Source organism: Shinella sp. G-2, from assembly GCF_050172695.1.
GTDB lineage: Bacteria > Pseudomonadota > Alphaproteobacteria > Rhizobiales > Rhizobiaceae > Shinella.
Genome location: NZ_JBBEYH010000012.1, coordinates 58,217 through 73,762, shown reverse-complemented (window position 1 = coordinate 73,762; position 15,546 = coordinate 58,217). Strand labels below are relative to the sequence as shown.

Genomic DNA, 15,546 nt, shown 5'->3' with positions numbered 1-15,546 from the left:
CACCGCGATGGCGCGTGGCGTCCTGTCGCAGGTTATGTCGTGACATGCACCGGCGGGATCATGTCGCTCCACGGCCGCGCCTCTTCCAGATCGCGCGCCACGCGCACCAGCGTCGCTTCGTCGGCGAAGCGGCCGACGATCTGCAGGCCGATCGGCATGCGGTTGCGATCGAGGCCGAGCGGCAGGCTGATGGAGGGCTGGCCGGTGGCGTTGAACGTGCCGAGGAAGGTGAAGAGCGTCGTGTCGCCCTCCGAGAAGCCCGCGGCGGTGAGGTCCGGCCGGGTCGTGGCGAAGCGGCCATGCTCCGGCGCGGTCACCGGCGTCGTCGGGGTCAGCAGGATGTCGTAGCCGGCGGTCGCCAGCGCCACGTCGTGGCGGATCTTGCGCAGGGTTTCGAAGATATTGACGATCGCGGCCGGCGTCATGGCGAGCGTCTGGTGCATCAGCTTCAGGATGACCGGCTCCAGCGTCGTCTCGTCGAGCGGGCGGCCGAGCGCGGCGGCCAGCGCCGGCAGTTCGGCAAGGCCGAGATTGAAGCCGCCCATCACGCCGGTCATGATGTCCTGCGGATCGGCGGGGGCGGTCATTTCCTCGACCGTGTGGCCCATGGCCGTCAGCAGGGCGGCCGTCTCGTCGAGCGCGGCCAGCACGTCCGCGGCAATCGGCACGCTGCCCCAGGCGGCGCGGGCAAGGCCGACGCGCAGCGTGCCGGTCGGGCGCTGCAATTCCTCGAGATAGGGGCGTTCGGGCTGACGAATGATGAAGGGATCGCCCGGTTCCGGACCGGAGAAAACGTCGAGCGCGGCGGCCATGTCGCGCACCGTGCGGCAGACGACGAATTCGCGAGCGAGGCCGAAGAGGGAATCCTGTCCGCTCGGACCGCCGGACACGCGGCCGCGCGAAGGATTGAGGCCGACGAGGCCGCACCAGCCGGCCGGGATGCGGATCGAACCGCCGCCGTCCGAGGCATGTGCGATGGGCACGATGCCGGCGGCGACCGCCGCCGCCGCGCCGCCCGAGGAACCGCCGGCCGACGCCTCGAGGTTCCAGGGATTGCGGGTAATGCCTTCGAGGATGGTTTCGGTGAAGCCGGCGAAGGCCAGTTCCGGCACCGCGCTTCGGCCGACGAAACGCAGGCCCGCGGCCTTGGCGCGTGTCGTATAGTAGGCGTCGCAGGTGCCCATATTGCCCTTGAGCAGGCGGCTGCCGCATTCCTGCAGGCGGCCTTCCTCCGTCGCGCCGATATCCTTGCGCAGGAAGGGCACGCCGGCAAAGGCGCCGTCCATGGGGCCGGGCAGGCTTTCGGCATCCGCATAGAATTCGACCACGGCGTTGATCGCCGGATCGACCTTCTCGAAGGCCTGGCGCGCCAGGGCGGCAAGTTCGGCGGGCGTCACCTCGCCGCGCCGGACGAGCCCGGCAAGGCTGGTGGCGTCGTGACGGGCATATTCGGCGAGGTTCATGGGACGGACCTGCTTGAGAAAGGAGAGGGCATTGAAAGGGTTTTGAGCGCGGGCGGCAAGGGCGCGCCGGTCGAAAGGCGCGCCCCGAGACCGGTTCCGCCCGCTTACTTCATCAGGTCGGTCCAGATCTTGGTATAGAGCTGCTGGACTTCCGGCGAGCAGGCGAGGTTGAACGAGCCGGCTGCCTTGGACGCTTCGGGAATGTTGACCTCCGGCGCGTTCTTCATGTCTTCGGGCATGAAGGCTTCCGAGCCCTTGATGCCGTTGCCGTAGCGGGCGAAGGCGGAGATCAGGGCGGCGTTTTCCGGGGCCATGACGAAGTTCATGAAGAGCTTCGCATTGTCGACGTTCTTTGCGTCCTTGATGATGGCGAGGTTGTCCATCCAGACCGGATAGCCTTCCTTCGGATAGCCATAGACGATGTTCGGGTTCTGCAGTCGGGCGCGGAAGGCGGCACCGTTCCATTCGATGCCGGCGGCAAAGTCGCCCTTCGCCAGCGCCTCGATCGTGCCGTAGTCGACCGACAGCCACTTCGGCTTGGCGGCCACGAGAGCGTCGCGCGCCTTCTTCAGCACGGCGAGATCGTTCGTGCAGGGTTCGCCGCCGACATAGCGGATGGCGAGGAACATGACGTCGGACATTTCAGGCACGACGTTGATCTTGTTCACCAGCTCCGGCGGCGGATCGAGGAAGATGGCCGAGCTGTTCGGGTCGCCCTTGTAGACGGTGGTGTTGACGGCGACGCCCGTCGTGCCCCACTGCCACGGAACCGTGTAGTGGCGGCCCGGATCGAAGGCCACGTCCACCCAGCGTTCGTCGACGTTCTTGAAGTTCTCCATCTGGTCGGGACGGGCTTCCAGAAGCAGGCCCTCGTCGATCCAGACCTTCAGCACGTTGGCGGAGGGCACGACCATGTCGAAGCCGTGGCCGCCCTGGCGGACCTTTGCCAGCGCCGTGTCGTTCGAGTCGTAGTCGGTGACGGTGACCTTGACGTCATACTCCGTCTCGAACTTCTTGATGAGGTCCGGATTGGTGTAGTTGCCCCAGTTGAAGATGTTGAGCTCGCCGGCGGCGAAGGCGGCGGTGGAGCTCAGGAGCGCGAGGCCGAAGGTGGCCGTGGCTGTTGCGAGCAGGCGTTTCATGTTGTTTCCTCCCATGGGTTAGTCCTTCTTTCGGCTGATGAAGAAGAAGAGGGTGACGATGGCGACGGAGAGGACGAGAAAGACCGTCGAGATCGCGTTCATTTCCGGCGTCACGGTGCGGCGAAGCTGGCCCAGCATATAGGTCGGCAGCGTGTCCTGCCCGCCCGACTTGACGAATTCCGTGATGACGACGTCGTCCAGCGAGATGACGAAGCCGAGCATCAGGCCGGCGAGGATGCCGGGCCACAGCAGCGGCAGCGTCACCCGGCGGAAGGCCTTGAAGGGCGTCGCATAGAGGTCGGCGGCAGCCGTTTCCAGCGACAGGTCCATGGTCTCCAGCCGCGCCCGGATCGGCAGATAGGCGAAGGGAATGCAGAAGGCGGTGTGCGCGGCGATGAGATAACCGAGGCCGGAATAACCCGTCGCCATCTTGATGCGCGAGAAGAAGATCAGCAGCGCCACGGCGACGACGATTTCCGGCACCATCAGCGGCATGTTGATGAAGGCGTATTTCGCATTGAGGCCGCGATACTGCCGGGTGCGGGTCGTGGCGATGGCGGCCATGGTGGCGACGACCGTCGCGATGACGGCGGCCGCCGCGGCGATCTGGATGGAGCGAAGCGAGGCTTCCACCACCTTGTCGTTGTTCCAGGCCGCCGCGAACCAGCGCAGCGACGTGCCTTCCCAGGTGGCGATCGACATGCCCGCGTTGAAGGCGAAGACGACGAGCGCGGCGATCGGCAGGTAAAGCAGGAAGAAGCAGAGCACCGCGACGGTGGGAAAACCCGCCTGGCGGCGCACGTCGAAGGCTTCGGTGGGATTAGCCATGGGTTTGTCCTCCCTGACGGCCGGCGAAGCGGACCTGGACCATGAGCGCGACCATGACGATGGCAAGCAGCGCCATGGAGAGCGAGGCGCCGAGCGGCCAGTTGCGGCCCTGGCCGAACTGCAGCTCGATCAGGTTGCCGAGCATCATCTTGCTGCCGCCGCCCAGCATGCGCGGGGTGACGTAGGAGCCGAGCGAGGGGATGAAGACGAGGATGGAGCCGGCGATGAGGCCGGGCTTCACCAGCGGCAGAATGATGCGCTTCAGCACGCGCCAGCGGCTGGCATAGAGATCGTAGCCGGCCTCGACGAGACGGAAGTCGAGCTTTTCCAGGCTCGCATAGAGCGGCAGCACCATCAGCGGGAAGAAGACATAGGTCATGCCCAGGAGAATGGCGAAGTCGGTGTACATCATCTGGATCGGCGCGGAAATGAGGCCGAGCTTCATCAGCAGCGTGTTGACCATGCCCTCGTTGCGGATCAGCTCCTGGATGGCGAAGGTGCGGATGAGCAGGTTCGTCCAGAAGGGAATGGTGATGAGGAACAGCCAGATCTCGCGGGTGCGCTCGGGACGCGTGGCGATGAAATAGGCGGTCGGGAAGCCGAGCAGCAGCGTCGTGACGGTGGTGAGGATCGACAGCCAGACGGAGCGCCAGAAGATCGACAGATGCGCATCGGCGATCGACCAGGTGCCGTCGAAGATGTCCTTCTCGAAGAGCACCGAGATCCAGGCGTCTGGCGAGAAGGTCCAGACGACGTCGCCATAGTTGCCGGGCATCAGGAAGGAATAGACGAGCACGATGGCGAGCGGCCCGATGGCCGCCAGCGCGATGATGAGAAGGGCGGGCGCCGAGAGGAGCCAGCGGTTGCGGATATCCTGCGCCTCGACCCGGCGCGCGGCTTCGCTTGCGGTGCTTGGGATGGGGCTTGTCACGGTGCTCATGGGCTCAGTCCCTCAGCACCTGCGCTGCGCCCGTCTCGAGCACGACGCCGACCGTATCGCCCTCGGCGAAGGCCGCGCCCTGTTCCAGGCTGTTCTGACGGCGCACGCAGAAGCGCTCGCCGCCATCGAGCGCGACATGGAAATGGGTGTCCGTGCCGACATAGACGATGCTCGCCAGTGTGCCGCGCAGATGTGCGCCCTCGGGACTGGCGACGATGGCGGCATGTTCCGGCCGCGTGACGACCGTGACCTTGCCGGCGGGTGCAAAGCCCTCGGGCAGGCGGGCCGAGACGCGGGCGCCGCCGGGCAGCACGACCTCCGCCTTGTCGGCGGAAACGGAGGTGACGTCGGCCGTCAGGAAATTGGTCTCGCCGATGAACTCGGCGACGAAGCGTTCGGCCGGGCGGTCGTAGATGTCGCGCGGGCCACCGACCTGAAGGATCTTGCCCGCCGACATGACCGCGATGCGGTCCGACATGGTGAGGGCTTCTTCCTGGTCGTGGGTAACGAAGATGAAGGTGATGCCGGTCTCGGTCTGCAGGCGCTTCAGCTCGATCTGCATGTCCTTGCGCAGCTTGTAGTCGAGGGCCGACAGCGGTTCGTCGAGCAGCAACACCTTCGGCTGCGGGGCAAGCGCGCGGGCAAGCGCCACGCGCTGCTGCTGGCCGCCGGAGATCTGCGCCGTCTTGCGGTCCTTCAGGTGGCCCATCTTGACGAGCGCCAGCATCTCCTCGACGCGCCTGGCGATCTCGGTCTTGGGGCGATCGAGCATTTCCAGGCCGAAGGCGATGTTCTCGCCGACCGTCATGTGCGGAAAGAGGGCATAGCTCTGGAAGACCGTGTTGACGGGACGCCGATACGGCGGCAGCGCCGCGATGTCCTCGCCGTAGAGCCGGATCTGGCCGTCCGTCGGATAGGTGAAGCCGGCGATCATGCGCAGCAACGTCGTCTTGCCACAGCCCGACGGACCGAGCAGCGTGAAGAACTCGTTCTCCCTGATATCGACGCTCACATGGTCGAGCGCCCTGAACGGGTTGTCTCCCGCTCCGAACACCTTGCTCACATCACGGACTTCAATGGCACTCTTATGCGTTCGATCCGTCACGATCGATCATCCTCCCGTTGAGCCGCACTGGCGGCAATTCCTGTCAAATGCGTTCGGTTCGAGCCCACGGCAGCCGGTGCCGGCATCGATTCCTTCTGTTTTCCCGATGAGCCCTCGGATTCCTTCGCTCCCCGCGAAGGATCTCTCCGGCGCTGCCGCTTCCCTGCGCCGTGTCACCGTCGGCCATTTCCTTGGGAAGGTATCACAAACCGGAATTTGATATCACAGTGAAATATCACTGCAATGCAAATCTGTCAATTGGAGGCTTCCCCAGCCGGCGCGCCTTTGTCGCGATGGCCCTGCCGTCTGTTGCTTTCGGTGCCCGCCGCGGTCGCGGCAGGCCCTGATTTCCTCTGGAAAGGCTCAGGCCTCGTAGGTCACCCGGCCGCCGCAGACCGTCATCCTCGGGCGCATGTCACGGATGCGCTCGGGCTCCACGGCCTCGATATCGTCATCGAGGATGACGAGGTCGCCGAAATAGCCGGGTTTCAGCATGCCCTTGCGGTCTTCGGCGAACTCCGCATAGGCGCTGCCGATCGTGTAGGCGGCGATGGCGTCAAGCAGGCTGACCGAATGATCCGGGTCGCCGTCTTCCCAGGGCTTGCGCGTCACGGCGGCATGGATGCCGGCGATCGGATCGATCGGCGAGACCGGCCAGTCGGACGAGAAGGCGAGGGCGGCGCCCGTTTCCTTGATCCGCCGCCAGGCATAGGCGAGGTAGCGGCGCTTTTCGCCGATTCGCGAGATCGTCGGCTCGAGCGGGAAGCACATGCCGCCCGGCGGATGCGGCGGCTGCATGGAGGCGATGACGCCGAGTTCGGCGAAACGCGGCATGTCCTCTTCGGTGATGAGCTCGACATGTTCGACGCGGTGGCGGCTGTCGCGCACGCCGTTCGCCTTCTGCGCGGCCTCGTAGCCGTTCAGCACGCGCCGAACGGCGCCGTCACCGATGGCGTGCACGGCGATCTGCAGGCCGCGACGATCGATCTCGGTGGCGAGTTCGGCGAATTCCTCATTGCTGAAATAGGGTTCGCCGAGCCAGTCCGGCCGGTCCGCATAGGGTTCGACGAGGAAGGCGGTGCCGGATTCCAGCACGCCGTCCATGAAGACCTTGACCATGCCGGAGGAGACCCATTCGCTGTTGTAGCGGCGGTTCATCTCGCTCGCCTTTTCGAGGTCGGCGAGCGTCATTGGCTTCTTGAAGTGATAGGGCACCTGGCCGCGCACGGTGATCGTGCCGTCCTCCTCCAGCGCCTTCATCAGTTGGAGCTGGTAAAGGTTGCCGTCCATGTTGTGGAACGAAGTGATGCCGTGTTTGGCGGCATGGGCGAGGCCGCGGCGCATGATCGTCTTGTCGGCTTCCCATTCCGCCGCGGTCGGCGCGGGGTCCGGCTCGCCGCCGGTCTCGATGCCAAGATGGGAGCGGTTCGGCCCACCGAGGTGAAGCACCGGCGACATGGCCTCGGTTTCCCGGAGCTCGCCGGTCGCCAGACCGTCCGTCCCCATCACCACCTCGTTGCCGGGATTCACGGTCTTGCCGTGGAGGATTCCGGCCATTTCCAGCGCCCTGGTGTTGGCCCAGCAGGTATGATGGTCTGCACCGACAAGCGCGACCGGGCGGTCGGCCACGATGCGGTCGATATGGTGACGCGTCAGCGGCTCGTCTTCGGAGATGATCGTGTAGCCGGCGCCGTTGCCGACCAAAAGCGGCTCGTCCGGATGGGCGGCGGCATGGGCCGAAAGGCTCGCCTTCAGCGCCTCGAAGCCTTCGATGCCGGCAAGCTGGAGGTGGCCCAGCTCTTCGGCGCCGCCGAACATGTGGATATGGCTTTCGATGAAGCCGGGCAGCACGGAGGCGCCGCCGGCATCGACGATACGGGTTTCGGCCCCCTTGAGGGCGAGAATATCGTCTCGCGCGCCGACGGCGGCGATCCGTCCGCCCGAGAGCGCAATGGCCTCGGCCCGCGGATTGGCATCATCCATGGTCAGGATGCGCGCATTGATGACAATAAGGTCAGCGGGTAAGGGCATGCAGGTCTCCTCCTCTTGCTCCCCCGGACGTCCATCGATCATCGAACGATCGTTCACGACCTTTGGCGTAGGCCGGGAGGGGACGGAATACGCCAAAGGGATAGGTGCCGGCCGGAAGGATTGGCCGGCGGAGGGTCAGAGGACCGTGACGGCGATCTCGCCGAGCCCGTCGATACGGGCGCGCATCACGTCGCCCCTTTCCACCGCGCCGACGCCGGCGGGCGTACCGGCGAAGATCACGTCGCCCGGGGCCAGCGTGAAGAAGCGGGAAAGATAGGAAATCATTTCCGGCACCTTCCAGATCATCTGGTTGAGGTCGCCATCCTGGCGGGCCGCTCCGTTGACGGCGAGGCGGATCGCGCCCTCGCGGGGATGGCCGATCTGCGATGCCGGGTGGATCGGCCCGCAGGGCGCGGAGTGTTCGAACGCCTTGGCGATTTCCCAGGGGCGGCCGTGTTTCTTGGCTTCCGCCTGCAGGTCGCGGCGGGTCATGTCGAGGCCGATGGCATAGCCGTAGACGCAGTCGAGCGCGTTTTCGAGGGGAATATCGCTGCCGCCGCTCTTCAGCGCCACCACCAGTTCGACCTCGTGGTGCACGTCGCTGCTGGCCGAGGGATAGGGAAAGCCGTCTTCCGGCGGGACCAGTGTGTCCGGATTCTTCTGGAAGAAGAAGGGCGGTTCCTTGTCCGGGTCATGGCCCATCTCGATGGCATGGTCGGCGAAGTTGCGACCGACGCAATAGATGCGATGTACCGGAAAGAGCGCGGTCGTCCCCGTGATCGGCAGGGTGGGAACCGGGGCGGGGGCGAAGATATAGTCTCGGCCGGAAGCGGCGTTTTCGGATGTCATGGCGGGATGCACTTTCGACGGGCGTGATTTGCCGGTGGAGGCTAGCATGCCGAAGGGCCACAATCGATCCGTTCGTCTTGCGCTATACTGTCTTTCGATTGCGCAAGGCCCGAAAATCGCGGATAGAGGCAGGATGACGAACGGTGCCTCTCCCGACATGACGATCTCCGACGAAACGAAGGACAAGCCGCAGCGTGAACGCCGGCGCTCGCTGGCCATCGGCCTGCTCAAGGCGCGTGAAGCGGTGATGAGCCATTTCCGGCCGATCCTTGCCGATCACGACGTGACGGAGCAGCAATGGCGCGTGTTGCGCGTGCTGGCCGAGGCCGGCATGCTGGATGCGTCGGAAGTCGCGGAAAAGGCCTTCATTCTCGCGCCGAGCCTGACGCGCATGCTGCGCTCGCTGGAGGAACGCGGTCTCATCTCCCGGCACAAGGACAAGGCCGACGGGCGGCGCGTGCTGCTGCGGCTGGCGCCGGCGGGGCAGGCGGTCATCGAGGAGGTGATGCCGGATTCGCGCCGCGTCTATGCGGAGATCGACGCCCGTTTCGGCGCGGGGCGCGTGGAAGAGCTTCTCGACATGCTGGAAGACCTCGCCACCCTCAAGCTCGAAGGCAAGCCGGGCGGCGAGGAATAGGCGGCAAGAGCCTCAGTAGACCTTGGCGGAGGCAGGCGCCTTCGCCGGCTCGGCGGCCTTGAAGTCCGCCAGCAGCCTGCTCGTGGCATTGGCGAGCAGCGTCACGTCGTTGCCGATGGCGACGAAGGTGGCGCCAAGCTCGAGGTAACGCTTGGCAAGGCCGAGATCGCCGATGAGAATGCCGGCGGCCTTGCCATGCGACTGGATCCTCGCCAGCGCCTTTTCCACTTCCGCCTGTACTTCCGGTGCGCCCGGCTTGCCGAGAAAGCCCATGTCGGCGGCAAGGTCGGCCGGGCCGATGAAGACGCCGTCGACGCCTTCCGTTCCGGCGATATCGTCCAGCGCCGCAAGGCCGGCGCGGCTTTCCACCTGCAGCAGAAGGCAGACTTCGTCATTGGCCGTCTGGAGATAGTCCGTCGTGCGGTTGAAGGCCGAGGCGCGCGCCAGCGCCGCGCCGACGCCGCGCACGCCGTGGGGCGGATAGCGCACGGCCTTGACCATCGCTTCCGCCATCGCCTTGCTGTCGACCATGGGGATGAGCAGCGTCTGCGCGCCGATATCGAGCAATTGCTTGACGATCCAGGTCTCGCCGATAGGGGGGCGGATGATGGCGTTGCTGGCCGAACCCTTCATCGCCTGGAGCTGGGAGACGAGCAGCGGCACGTCGTTCGGTGCATGCTCGGCATCGAGCAGCAGCCAGTCGTAGCCCGCCTCGGCGCAGATCTCGACCGTGTAGGGATTGGCGAGCGCCTGCCAGAGGCCGATCTGCGCACGGCCTTCCTTCAGAGCCTGCTTGAAGCGGTTTTTCGGGGCGGGCATGGCGACTCCTATGCGAAGAACAGGCTGACGGTGCCGTAGGGGCCGAAATCGCCGACGATGGTATCGCCATGGCGGGCTTCCACCGGCCGGATGAAGGACCCGGCAAGCACGATCTGGCCTGCCTCGATGCCGTCGCCATATTGCGCGAGGCGGTTGGCGAGCCAGGCGACGCCGCGGGCCGGCTGGTTGAGCACGCCGGCGCCGAGGCCGGTTTCCTCCACCTCCGCATTGCGGCTGACGATGGCGCCCATCCAGCGCATGTCGATCTGGTCGGGCCGCACGGCGCGCCCGCCGGTGACGATGCCCGCATTGGCGGCATTGTCGGAGATGGTGTCGACGATGGTGCGGGCCTTCTTCGTCTCGGGATCGACGCGCAGGATGCGCGTGTCGAGGATTTCAAGGGCGGGCGTCACGTAGTCGGTGGCGTTCAGCACGTCGAAGACGGTGATGCCCGGGCCTTTCAGCGGCGCCTTCATGACGAAGGCGATTTCCGCCTCGACGCGCGGCTGGATGAAACGGTCGGCCGGCACGGTCGCGCCGTCCTCGAAGAGCATGTCGTCGAAGAGCACGCCGGAATCGGGGATGTCGATGTTCAGCGCATATTGCATCGCCTTGGAGGTGAGGCCGATCTTCCAGCCGATCACGCGGCGGCCGTCGCCGATCTTCTTCTTCACCCAGGCGCCCTGGACCGCATAGGCGTCGTCCATGGTCATGCCGGGATGCTTCAGCGAGAGAAGGCCGGTCTGGACGCGGCTGCGCTCGGCCTCGTCGAGGCTTTGGGCGGCGGCGCGGATATCGTCTTGCGTCAGCATGGTCAGAAAACCTCGTCGGCGATGGTGTTGCGCAGCAGGCCGATGCCTTCGGCCTCGATTTCCACCACGTCGCCCGGCTTCAGCCAGATCGGCGGGTCGAAGCGCGCGCCGGCCCCGGTCGGCGTGCCGCAGACGATGATGTCGCCCGGTACAAGGGTCGTGAAGGTGGAGATGTAGTTGATGATCTTGCGGAAGGAGAAGATCATGCGGCTGGTGCGGTCGCTCTGGCGCACCTCGCCGTTGACGCGGGTCTCCAGCTTCACGTCGGCGAGCTGGCTTTCGTCCGTGAAGGGCACCAGCCATGGGCCGATCGAGCCGGTCGCGTCGAAGTTCTTGCCCTGCGTGACGTTGAACTTGGCGTGCCGTACCCAGTCGCGGATCGTGCCCTCGTTGCACAGCGTAAGGGCGGCGATGTGGTCGAGCGCGTCGGCCTCCGGGATGCGGCGACCACCCTTGCCGATCACGATGGTGATCTCGCCCTCGTAGTCGAGCTGCGGGCTTTCCGGCGGGCGGATCAGCGGCCGGTCGTGGCCGGTGAAGGAGCGCGGGAAGCGGATGAACAGCGAGGGGTTCGGCGGGGCCGCCTGGCCGTCCTTGTATTCCTCGTTTCGGTCCGGGAAGTTGACGCCGACGCAGATCAGCTTTTCCGGCGCCGGGATCGGGATTTCGTAGGCGATGTCGGAAAGCGCGTAATCGGCGGGAAGCACCGCCGCTTCGTCCGCCAGCCTCGCGAGAGCGCCCGCCTCGATGACTTCGCGCAGGCTTGGCCAGCGCTCGCCGTAGCGGGCCGAGAGGTCGACGATGCCGTCTTCCTTGACGAGACCGTATTTCAGGATGCCCTGATGGGAAAAGCCGGCGAGGCGGGGCCGTTCGGTCACGATGGTCACTCCTGTTTCATTGCGCGGGCGATCTCGGTGATCACCTTGAAGGCGGTGTCGGCGTCGTCGCGGGTCATCTCGAACTGGCCCGCCTGGAAGCGGATGGCGATGCGGCCCTCGACGCGGGTCTGCGTGAGATAGATGCGGCCGTCGTCGTTGATGGCATTGACGAGAGCGATGTTGTGCCGGTCGGCATCCTCGCCGCCCTTGTGGCGGAAGGAGAAGAGCGACAGCACCGGCGCGCTGACGATCTCGAAGTCCGGTTCCCCCGCCAGCCGTTCGGCCAGGTCCTCCGACCATGCGACATGGTTGCGGATCATCGTGCGCAGGCCTTCGAGGCCGTGGTAGCGCATCAGGAACCACAGTTTCAGCGCGCGGAAACGGCGGCCGAGCGGCACGGACCATTCGGAATAGTTGATGATGCCGTCATGGCCGTGGGTCTTCAGATATTCCGGCTGGATGGCGAGGGTGCGAACCTGGTCTTCGGGGCTGCGGATGAATTGCACCGAGCAGTCGAAATTCGCGCCGAGCCATTTGTGTGGATTGAAGACGATGGAATCGGCGTCCTCGACGCCCTCCCAGAGGGTGCGGAATTCCGGGCAGATCATCGCTGATCCGGCCCAGGCCGCATCGACATGGAGATAGAGGCCATGGGCCTTGGCCACCGTCGCGACAGCGCGGATCGGATCGCAGGCGCCGATGGACGTTCCCCCGGTGCAGGCGATGATGCCGGCCGGGACGTGACCGGCCGCACGATCCGCCTTGATCGCGGCGTCGAGCGCTTCCGGGTCCATGCCGTTGAGCGGCCCCTTGGTGGGGATGCGCACCAGGTTCGCCTCGCCGATGCCGGCGATCCAGATCGCCCGGTCGATGGACGTGTGCACCTGCTTCGAGGCGTACACGCGCACGGGCTTGTGGGCTGCCAGGCCTTCGCTGTTGCCTTTCCATCCGAGCGCCTTTTCGCGCATAACCAGGACGGCGGCGAGCGTCGCGGTAGAGGCGGAATCCTGGATGACGCCGGCAAAGCCGTCCGGCAGGCCCATGGCCTGACGCAGCCAGTCGACAACCCGCGTTTCAAGCTCCGTCGCCGCCGGCGAAGTCTGCCAGAGCATGCACTGGGCGGCGACGGATGTGACGAGATAATCCGCAATGACGGAGACGGGCGCGGCATTGGCCGGGAAATAGGCGAAGAAGCGCGGATGCTGCCAATGGGTAAGGCCGTCGGGGATGATCCGTTCGAAATCCGAAAAGATCGTCTCCATGGTCTCGCCTGCCTCAGGGGCGGCATCGGCGATCTGCCTTATGATGTCGCCCGGCTTCGTCTGCGCGCGCACCGGCCGCTCGCGCAGCCCCGCCCGATAGTCGGCGCCCCAGTCGGCGACGGTGCGCGACCACTGGCGGAATTCTTCGCTATCCATGTCTCACTCCCATGATGGCATTGCGGTTTTCGGCGTTTGGCCGCTGATTTGCAATGCCTCTCAGGGGGCGATGATCGGCTGCGCCTTCAATTGCGAATCCGAGACCTCGGTGCCGCTGAAGAGGCTGCCATGCTCGAACCAGGACTTCGGTGCCGGCGCGCCCCACAGGGTCTGGCGCTGCGGGTCCTTGAGATCCCATTTGATGGGTTCGAGGTCCGGGTCCACCGTCTGGTAGTCGGAGCAGTAGATCTCGATGCGATGGCCGTCCGGATCGAGGATATAGAGGAAGAAGGCATTCGAAATGCCGTGGCGGCCGGGACCGCGCTCGATGTTGGAGACCCAGCCGGTGGTCGCCATCAGGTCGAGCAGGTCGATGATGTTGAGCGGCGTCGGCACCCAGAAGGCCGTGTGGTGCAGGCGCGGACCGCGGCCGTTGGTGAAGGCGATGTCGTGCACGCCGCCCTTGCGGTGCGTCCAGGCGGCCCACAGCTTGCCGGTCTCCTCGTCCTCCGTGTACTCGGTCACGCGGAAGCCGAGTTCGTTGTAGAAGGCGACGGAAGCGTCGACATCGGGCGAGAAGCAGTTGAAGTGGTCGATGCGCAGCGGCTTCACGCCGCGATAGAGCGCGTATTTCTGGTGGATCGGCGGCAGGCGGTCCATCCTGGTGTAGAATTCCAGCGGAATGCCCATCGGATCGCGCGTGCGGAAGGTGCGGCCCTGATAGGGGCGCTCGACCCATTCCACCGGCAGGCCCTTGCCCTTGAAGAAATGCACGGCCTTGTCGAGATGCTCTTCATCGAAGACCTTGAAGCCGAGGTCGCGGGCTTCCGCCTTGTCGGATTTCTTCAGCACGATGCAGTGATGGCCGCGCTCTTCCATGGCGCGCAGATAGATCGTGTCGGCCGTCTCGTCCGTCACCTGCAGGCCGAGCGTATCGACGTAGAAGGCGCGGGATCTGGCAAGGTCGGTGACGCCGAACTCGACATGGCTGAGGCGCACGATGTTGAAGGCCGGGTAGAGATTGGGCTGGGGTACGGGCATGTTGTCCTCCTCAAGCCCGCCTCGCGAGGCGAGGACGGGCGCAGTCTGTACGTTTGGCGGGATCAGCCGCCGAGTTTCGGAATGGCGTGAGCGCGGGTGGCGAAGGCGATGTTCTTCGTCTCCATGTAGAAGTCGAAGGACCAGTCGCCGCCATCGCGGCCGATGCCGGAATTCTTGACGCCGCCGAAGGGCGTCGGCAGGTGGCGCACGTTCTCCGAGTTCACCCAGATCATGCCCGCGTCGAGATGATCGGTGAAGCGGAAGGCGCGCGTGATGTCCGCCGTCCACAGATAGCCGGTCAGGCCATACTGGACGTCGTTGGCGAGCGTCAGCGCTTCGGCCTCGTCCTTGAAGGGGATGGCGGTCAGGACCGGGCCGAAGATCTCTTCCTGTGCGACGCGCATGGTGTTGCTGGCGCCGGTGAAGAGCGTCGGCGAAACGTAGCAGCCGCCCCCGGGGCCGGCGAACTTCTCGCCGCCGGCGGCGACCGTCGCGCCTTCCTTGCGGCCGATCTCGATATATTCCAGCACCTTCTTCTCATGCACCGGATGGATCAGCGGACCGACGACAGTTTCCGGGTCGAGCGGATGGCCGACCTTGATGCGCTTCGCCTTTTCCGCCACGAGAGCGGTGAAGCGGTCATAGATGCCGTCTTCCACCAGCAGGCGCGAGGAGGAGGTGCAGCGTTCGCCGTTGAGCGAATAGATCATGAAGACGGCGGCATCGGCGGCGCGTTCGAGATCCGCATCCGCGAAGACGACGACGGGGTTCTTGCCGCCGAGTTCGAAATGCACGCGCTTCAGCGTGTCGGCGCCCTGCTTCATGATCATCGAGCCGGTGCGGCTTTCGCCGACGAAGCCGATGGCCTTGATCAGCGGGTGTTCGGTCAGCGCCTTGCCGGCGTCCTCGCCGAAACCGTTGACGAGGTTCCAGACGCCCTTCGGCAGACCGGCTTCTTCCGCGATCTCGACCAGCAGGCGCGCCGTCAGCGGCGAGAATTCGGCCGGCTTGTGGACGATGGTGCAACCGGCGGCCAGCGCCGGGGCGATCTTCCACGTCGACAGCATGAAGGGCGTGTTCCAGGGCGTGATGATGCCGACCGGGCCGATTGGCACGCGGGTCGTCATGTTGACCTGGCCCTCGGCGCGCAGCGTCTTGCCGTCGCGGGCCTCCGGCGCGCGGTCGGCGAAGAAGCGGAAGTTCTCCGCCCCGCGCAGGGCGGCCTTGGCCATGAAGCGCAGCGATTGCCCCGTATCCATGCATTCGACGAAGGCGATCTCTTCGGCGCGGGCGACGATGGCGTCGGCGATCTTGTGCAGGAGCTTCCTGCGAGCGTCGCCCGGCATGGCGGCCCAGTCGGCGAAGGCCGCCTTGGCGGCCTTGGCGGCACGGTCGATATCGGCGGCTGCGCCCTTGGCGACGGTCGCCAGCGGCTTCAGATCGACGGGGGAGATGGTTTCGAAGGTTGCGCCGTCCGCGGCCGCCACGTCCTCGCCGGCGATGCGGTTGAGGACGCCCTTCTCCTTGAAGCGGGCAAGATAGGCCTCCGCCTTGGCGATGTTTTCCTGAAGTTTCGACATGAT

The 15,546-nt window shown here is 65.7% G+C and carries 14 protein-coding genes; 1 reads left to right on the top strand and 13 read right to left on the bottom strand.

Translation table 11 applies throughout. The annotated features are described in order from the left end of the window. Positions 1-32: 32 nt before the first annotated feature. The 7 genes from V8U06_RS18210 to V8U06_RS18180 all read right to left on the bottom strand — a co-directional run bounded on the left by V8U06_RS18210 (position 33) and on the right by V8U06_RS18180 (position 8,358). Positions 33-1,463 (bottom strand): amidase, encoded by a 1,431-nt coding sequence (locus V8U06_RS18210; RefSeq protein ID WP_427141870.1) that lies wholly within the window; start codon positions 1,461-1,463, stop codon positions 33-35. A gap of 104 nt (positions 1,464-1,567) precedes the next feature. Next, entirely contained in the window at positions 1,568-2,605 is a 1,038-nt protein-coding gene (locus tag V8U06_RS18205; protein WP_427141869.1) for an extracellular solute-binding protein, read from the bottom strand. An 18-nt stretch (positions 2,606-2,623) separates the two neighbouring features. After that, positions 2,624-3,433, bottom strand: coding sequence for an ABC transporter permease (locus V8U06_RS18200; RefSeq protein ID WP_427141868.1), 810 nt, complete (start codon positions 3,431-3,433; stop codon positions 2,624-2,626). Continuing rightward, positions 3,426-4,373 carry an ABC transporter permease gene (locus tag V8U06_RS18195; RefSeq protein WP_427141867.1) on the bottom strand — a complete coding sequence of 316 codons (948 nt, stop codon included), beginning with the start codon at positions 4,371-4,373 and terminating at the stop codon, positions 3,426-3,428. Before V8U06_RS18195 ends, V8U06_RS18200 begins: the two co-directional genes overlap by 8 nt. 4 nt (positions 4,374-4,377) lie before the next feature. Beyond that, complete coding sequence (locus V8U06_RS18190) at positions 4,378-5,478, bottom strand: ABC transporter ATP-binding protein (protein ID WP_427141866.1); 1,101 nt, start codon at positions 5,476-5,478, stop codon at positions 4,378-4,380. A gap of 363 nt (positions 5,479-5,841) precedes the next feature. Beyond that, positions 5,842-7,509 (bottom strand): amidohydrolase, encoded by a 1,668-nt coding sequence (locus V8U06_RS18185; RefSeq protein ID WP_427141865.1) that lies wholly within the window; start codon positions 7,507-7,509, stop codon positions 5,842-5,844. 135 nt (positions 7,510-7,644) lie between these two features. Beyond that, positions 7,645-8,358: a fumarylacetoacetate hydrolase family protein gene (locus tag V8U06_RS18180; RefSeq protein WP_427141864.1), complete on the bottom strand. Its 714-nt coding sequence runs from the start codon at positions 8,356-8,358 to the stop codon at positions 7,645-7,647. 133 nt (positions 8,359-8,491) lie between these two features. Between V8U06_RS18180 and hpaR the strand changes: the two genes are divergently transcribed. Further along, a complete protein-coding gene (gene hpaR, locus V8U06_RS18175) occupies positions 8,492-8,995 on the top strand; it encodes a homoprotocatechuate degradation operon regulator HpaR (RefSeq protein ID WP_427141863.1) in 504 nt (167 codons plus the stop codon). Between the two features lie 12 nt (positions 8,996-9,007). Here the strand turns inward: hpaR and hpaI are convergent, their stop codons facing one another. From hpaI to hpaE, 6 genes are all read right to left on the bottom strand, one after another. Further along, complete coding sequence (hpaI, locus tag V8U06_RS18170) at positions 9,008-9,814, bottom strand: 4-hydroxy-2-oxoheptanedioate aldolase (RefSeq protein ID WP_427141862.1); 807 nt, start codon at positions 9,812-9,814, stop codon at positions 9,008-9,010. Between the two features lie 8 nt (positions 9,815-9,822). Beyond that, positions 9,823-10,626: a 2-oxo-hept-4-ene-1,7-dioate hydratase gene (gene hpaH / locus V8U06_RS18165; protein WP_226917736.1), complete on the bottom strand. Its 804-nt coding sequence runs from the start codon at positions 10,624-10,626 to the stop codon at positions 9,823-9,825. Positions 10,627-10,628: 2 nt separating this feature from the next. After that, positions 10,629-11,504: a fumarylacetoacetate hydrolase family protein gene (locus V8U06_RS18160; protein ID WP_427141861.1), complete on the bottom strand. Its 876-nt coding sequence runs from the start codon at positions 11,502-11,504 to the stop codon at positions 10,629-10,631. Positions 11,505-11,509: 5 nt separating this feature from the next. Further along, positions 11,510-12,922, bottom strand: coding sequence for a pyridoxal phosphate-dependent decarboxylase family protein (locus V8U06_RS18155; protein WP_427141860.1), 1,413 nt, complete (start codon positions 12,920-12,922; stop codon positions 11,510-11,512). 60 nt (positions 12,923-12,982) lie between these two features. Then, the gene (hpaD, locus tag V8U06_RS18150; RefSeq protein ID WP_427141859.1) at positions 12,983-13,963 is read right to left on the bottom strand and encodes a 3,4-dihydroxyphenylacetate 2,3-dioxygenase; all 981 of its coding nucleotides are present in this window, start codon (positions 13,961-13,963) and stop codon (positions 12,983-12,985) included. Between the two features lie 62 nt (positions 13,964-14,025). Continuing rightward, complete coding sequence (gene hpaE / locus V8U06_RS18145; protein WP_427141858.1) at positions 14,026-15,543, bottom strand: 5-carboxymethyl-2-hydroxymuconate semialdehyde dehydrogenase; 1,518 nt, start codon at positions 15,541-15,543, stop codon at positions 14,026-14,028. Positions 15,544-15,546 lie beyond the last annotated feature (3 nt).

Coding starts and splice junctions, on each gene's coding strand:
- V8U06_RS18210 (WP_427141870.1), bottom strand. CDS start 1,463: ATGAACCTCGCCGAATATGCCCGTCACGACGCCACCAGCCTTGCCGGG.
- V8U06_RS18205 (WP_427141869.1), bottom strand. CDS start 2,605: ATGAAACGCCTGCTCGCAACAGCCACGGCCACCTTCGGCCTCGCGCTC.
- V8U06_RS18200 (WP_427141868.1), bottom strand. CDS start 3,433: ATGGCTAATCCCACCGAAGCCTTCGACGTGCGCCGCCAGGCGGGTTTT.
- V8U06_RS18195 (WP_427141867.1), bottom strand. CDS start 4,373: ATGAGCACCGTGACAAGCCCCATCCCAAGCACCGCAAGCGAAGCCGCG.
- V8U06_RS18185 (WP_427141865.1), bottom strand. CDS start 7,509: ATGCCCTTACCCGCTGACCTTATTGTCATCAATGCGCGCATCCTGACC.
- V8U06_RS18180 (WP_427141864.1), bottom strand. CDS start 8,358: ATGACATCCGAAAACGCCGCTTCCGGCCGAGACTATATCTTCGCCCCC.
- hpaR (WP_427141863.1), top strand. CDS start 8,492: ATGACGAACGGTGCCTCTCCCGACATGACGATCTCCGACGAAACGAAG.
- hpaI (WP_427141862.1), bottom strand. CDS start 9,814: ATGCCCGCCCCGAAAAACCGCTTCAAGCAGGCTCTGAAGGAAGGCCGT.
- hpaH (WP_226917736.1), bottom strand. CDS start 10,626: ATGCTGACGCAAGACGATATCCGCGCCGCCGCCCAAAGCCTCGACGAG.
- V8U06_RS18155 (WP_427141860.1), bottom strand. CDS start 12,922: ATGGATAGCGAAGAATTCCGCCAGTGGTCGCGCACCGTCGCCGACTGG.
- hpaD (WP_427141859.1), bottom strand. CDS start 13,963: ATGCCCGTACCCCAGCCCAATCTCTACCCGGCCTTCAACATCGTGCGC.
- hpaE (WP_427141858.1), bottom strand. CDS start 15,543: ATGTCGAAACTTCAGGAAAACATCGCCAAGGCGGAGGCCTATCTTGCC.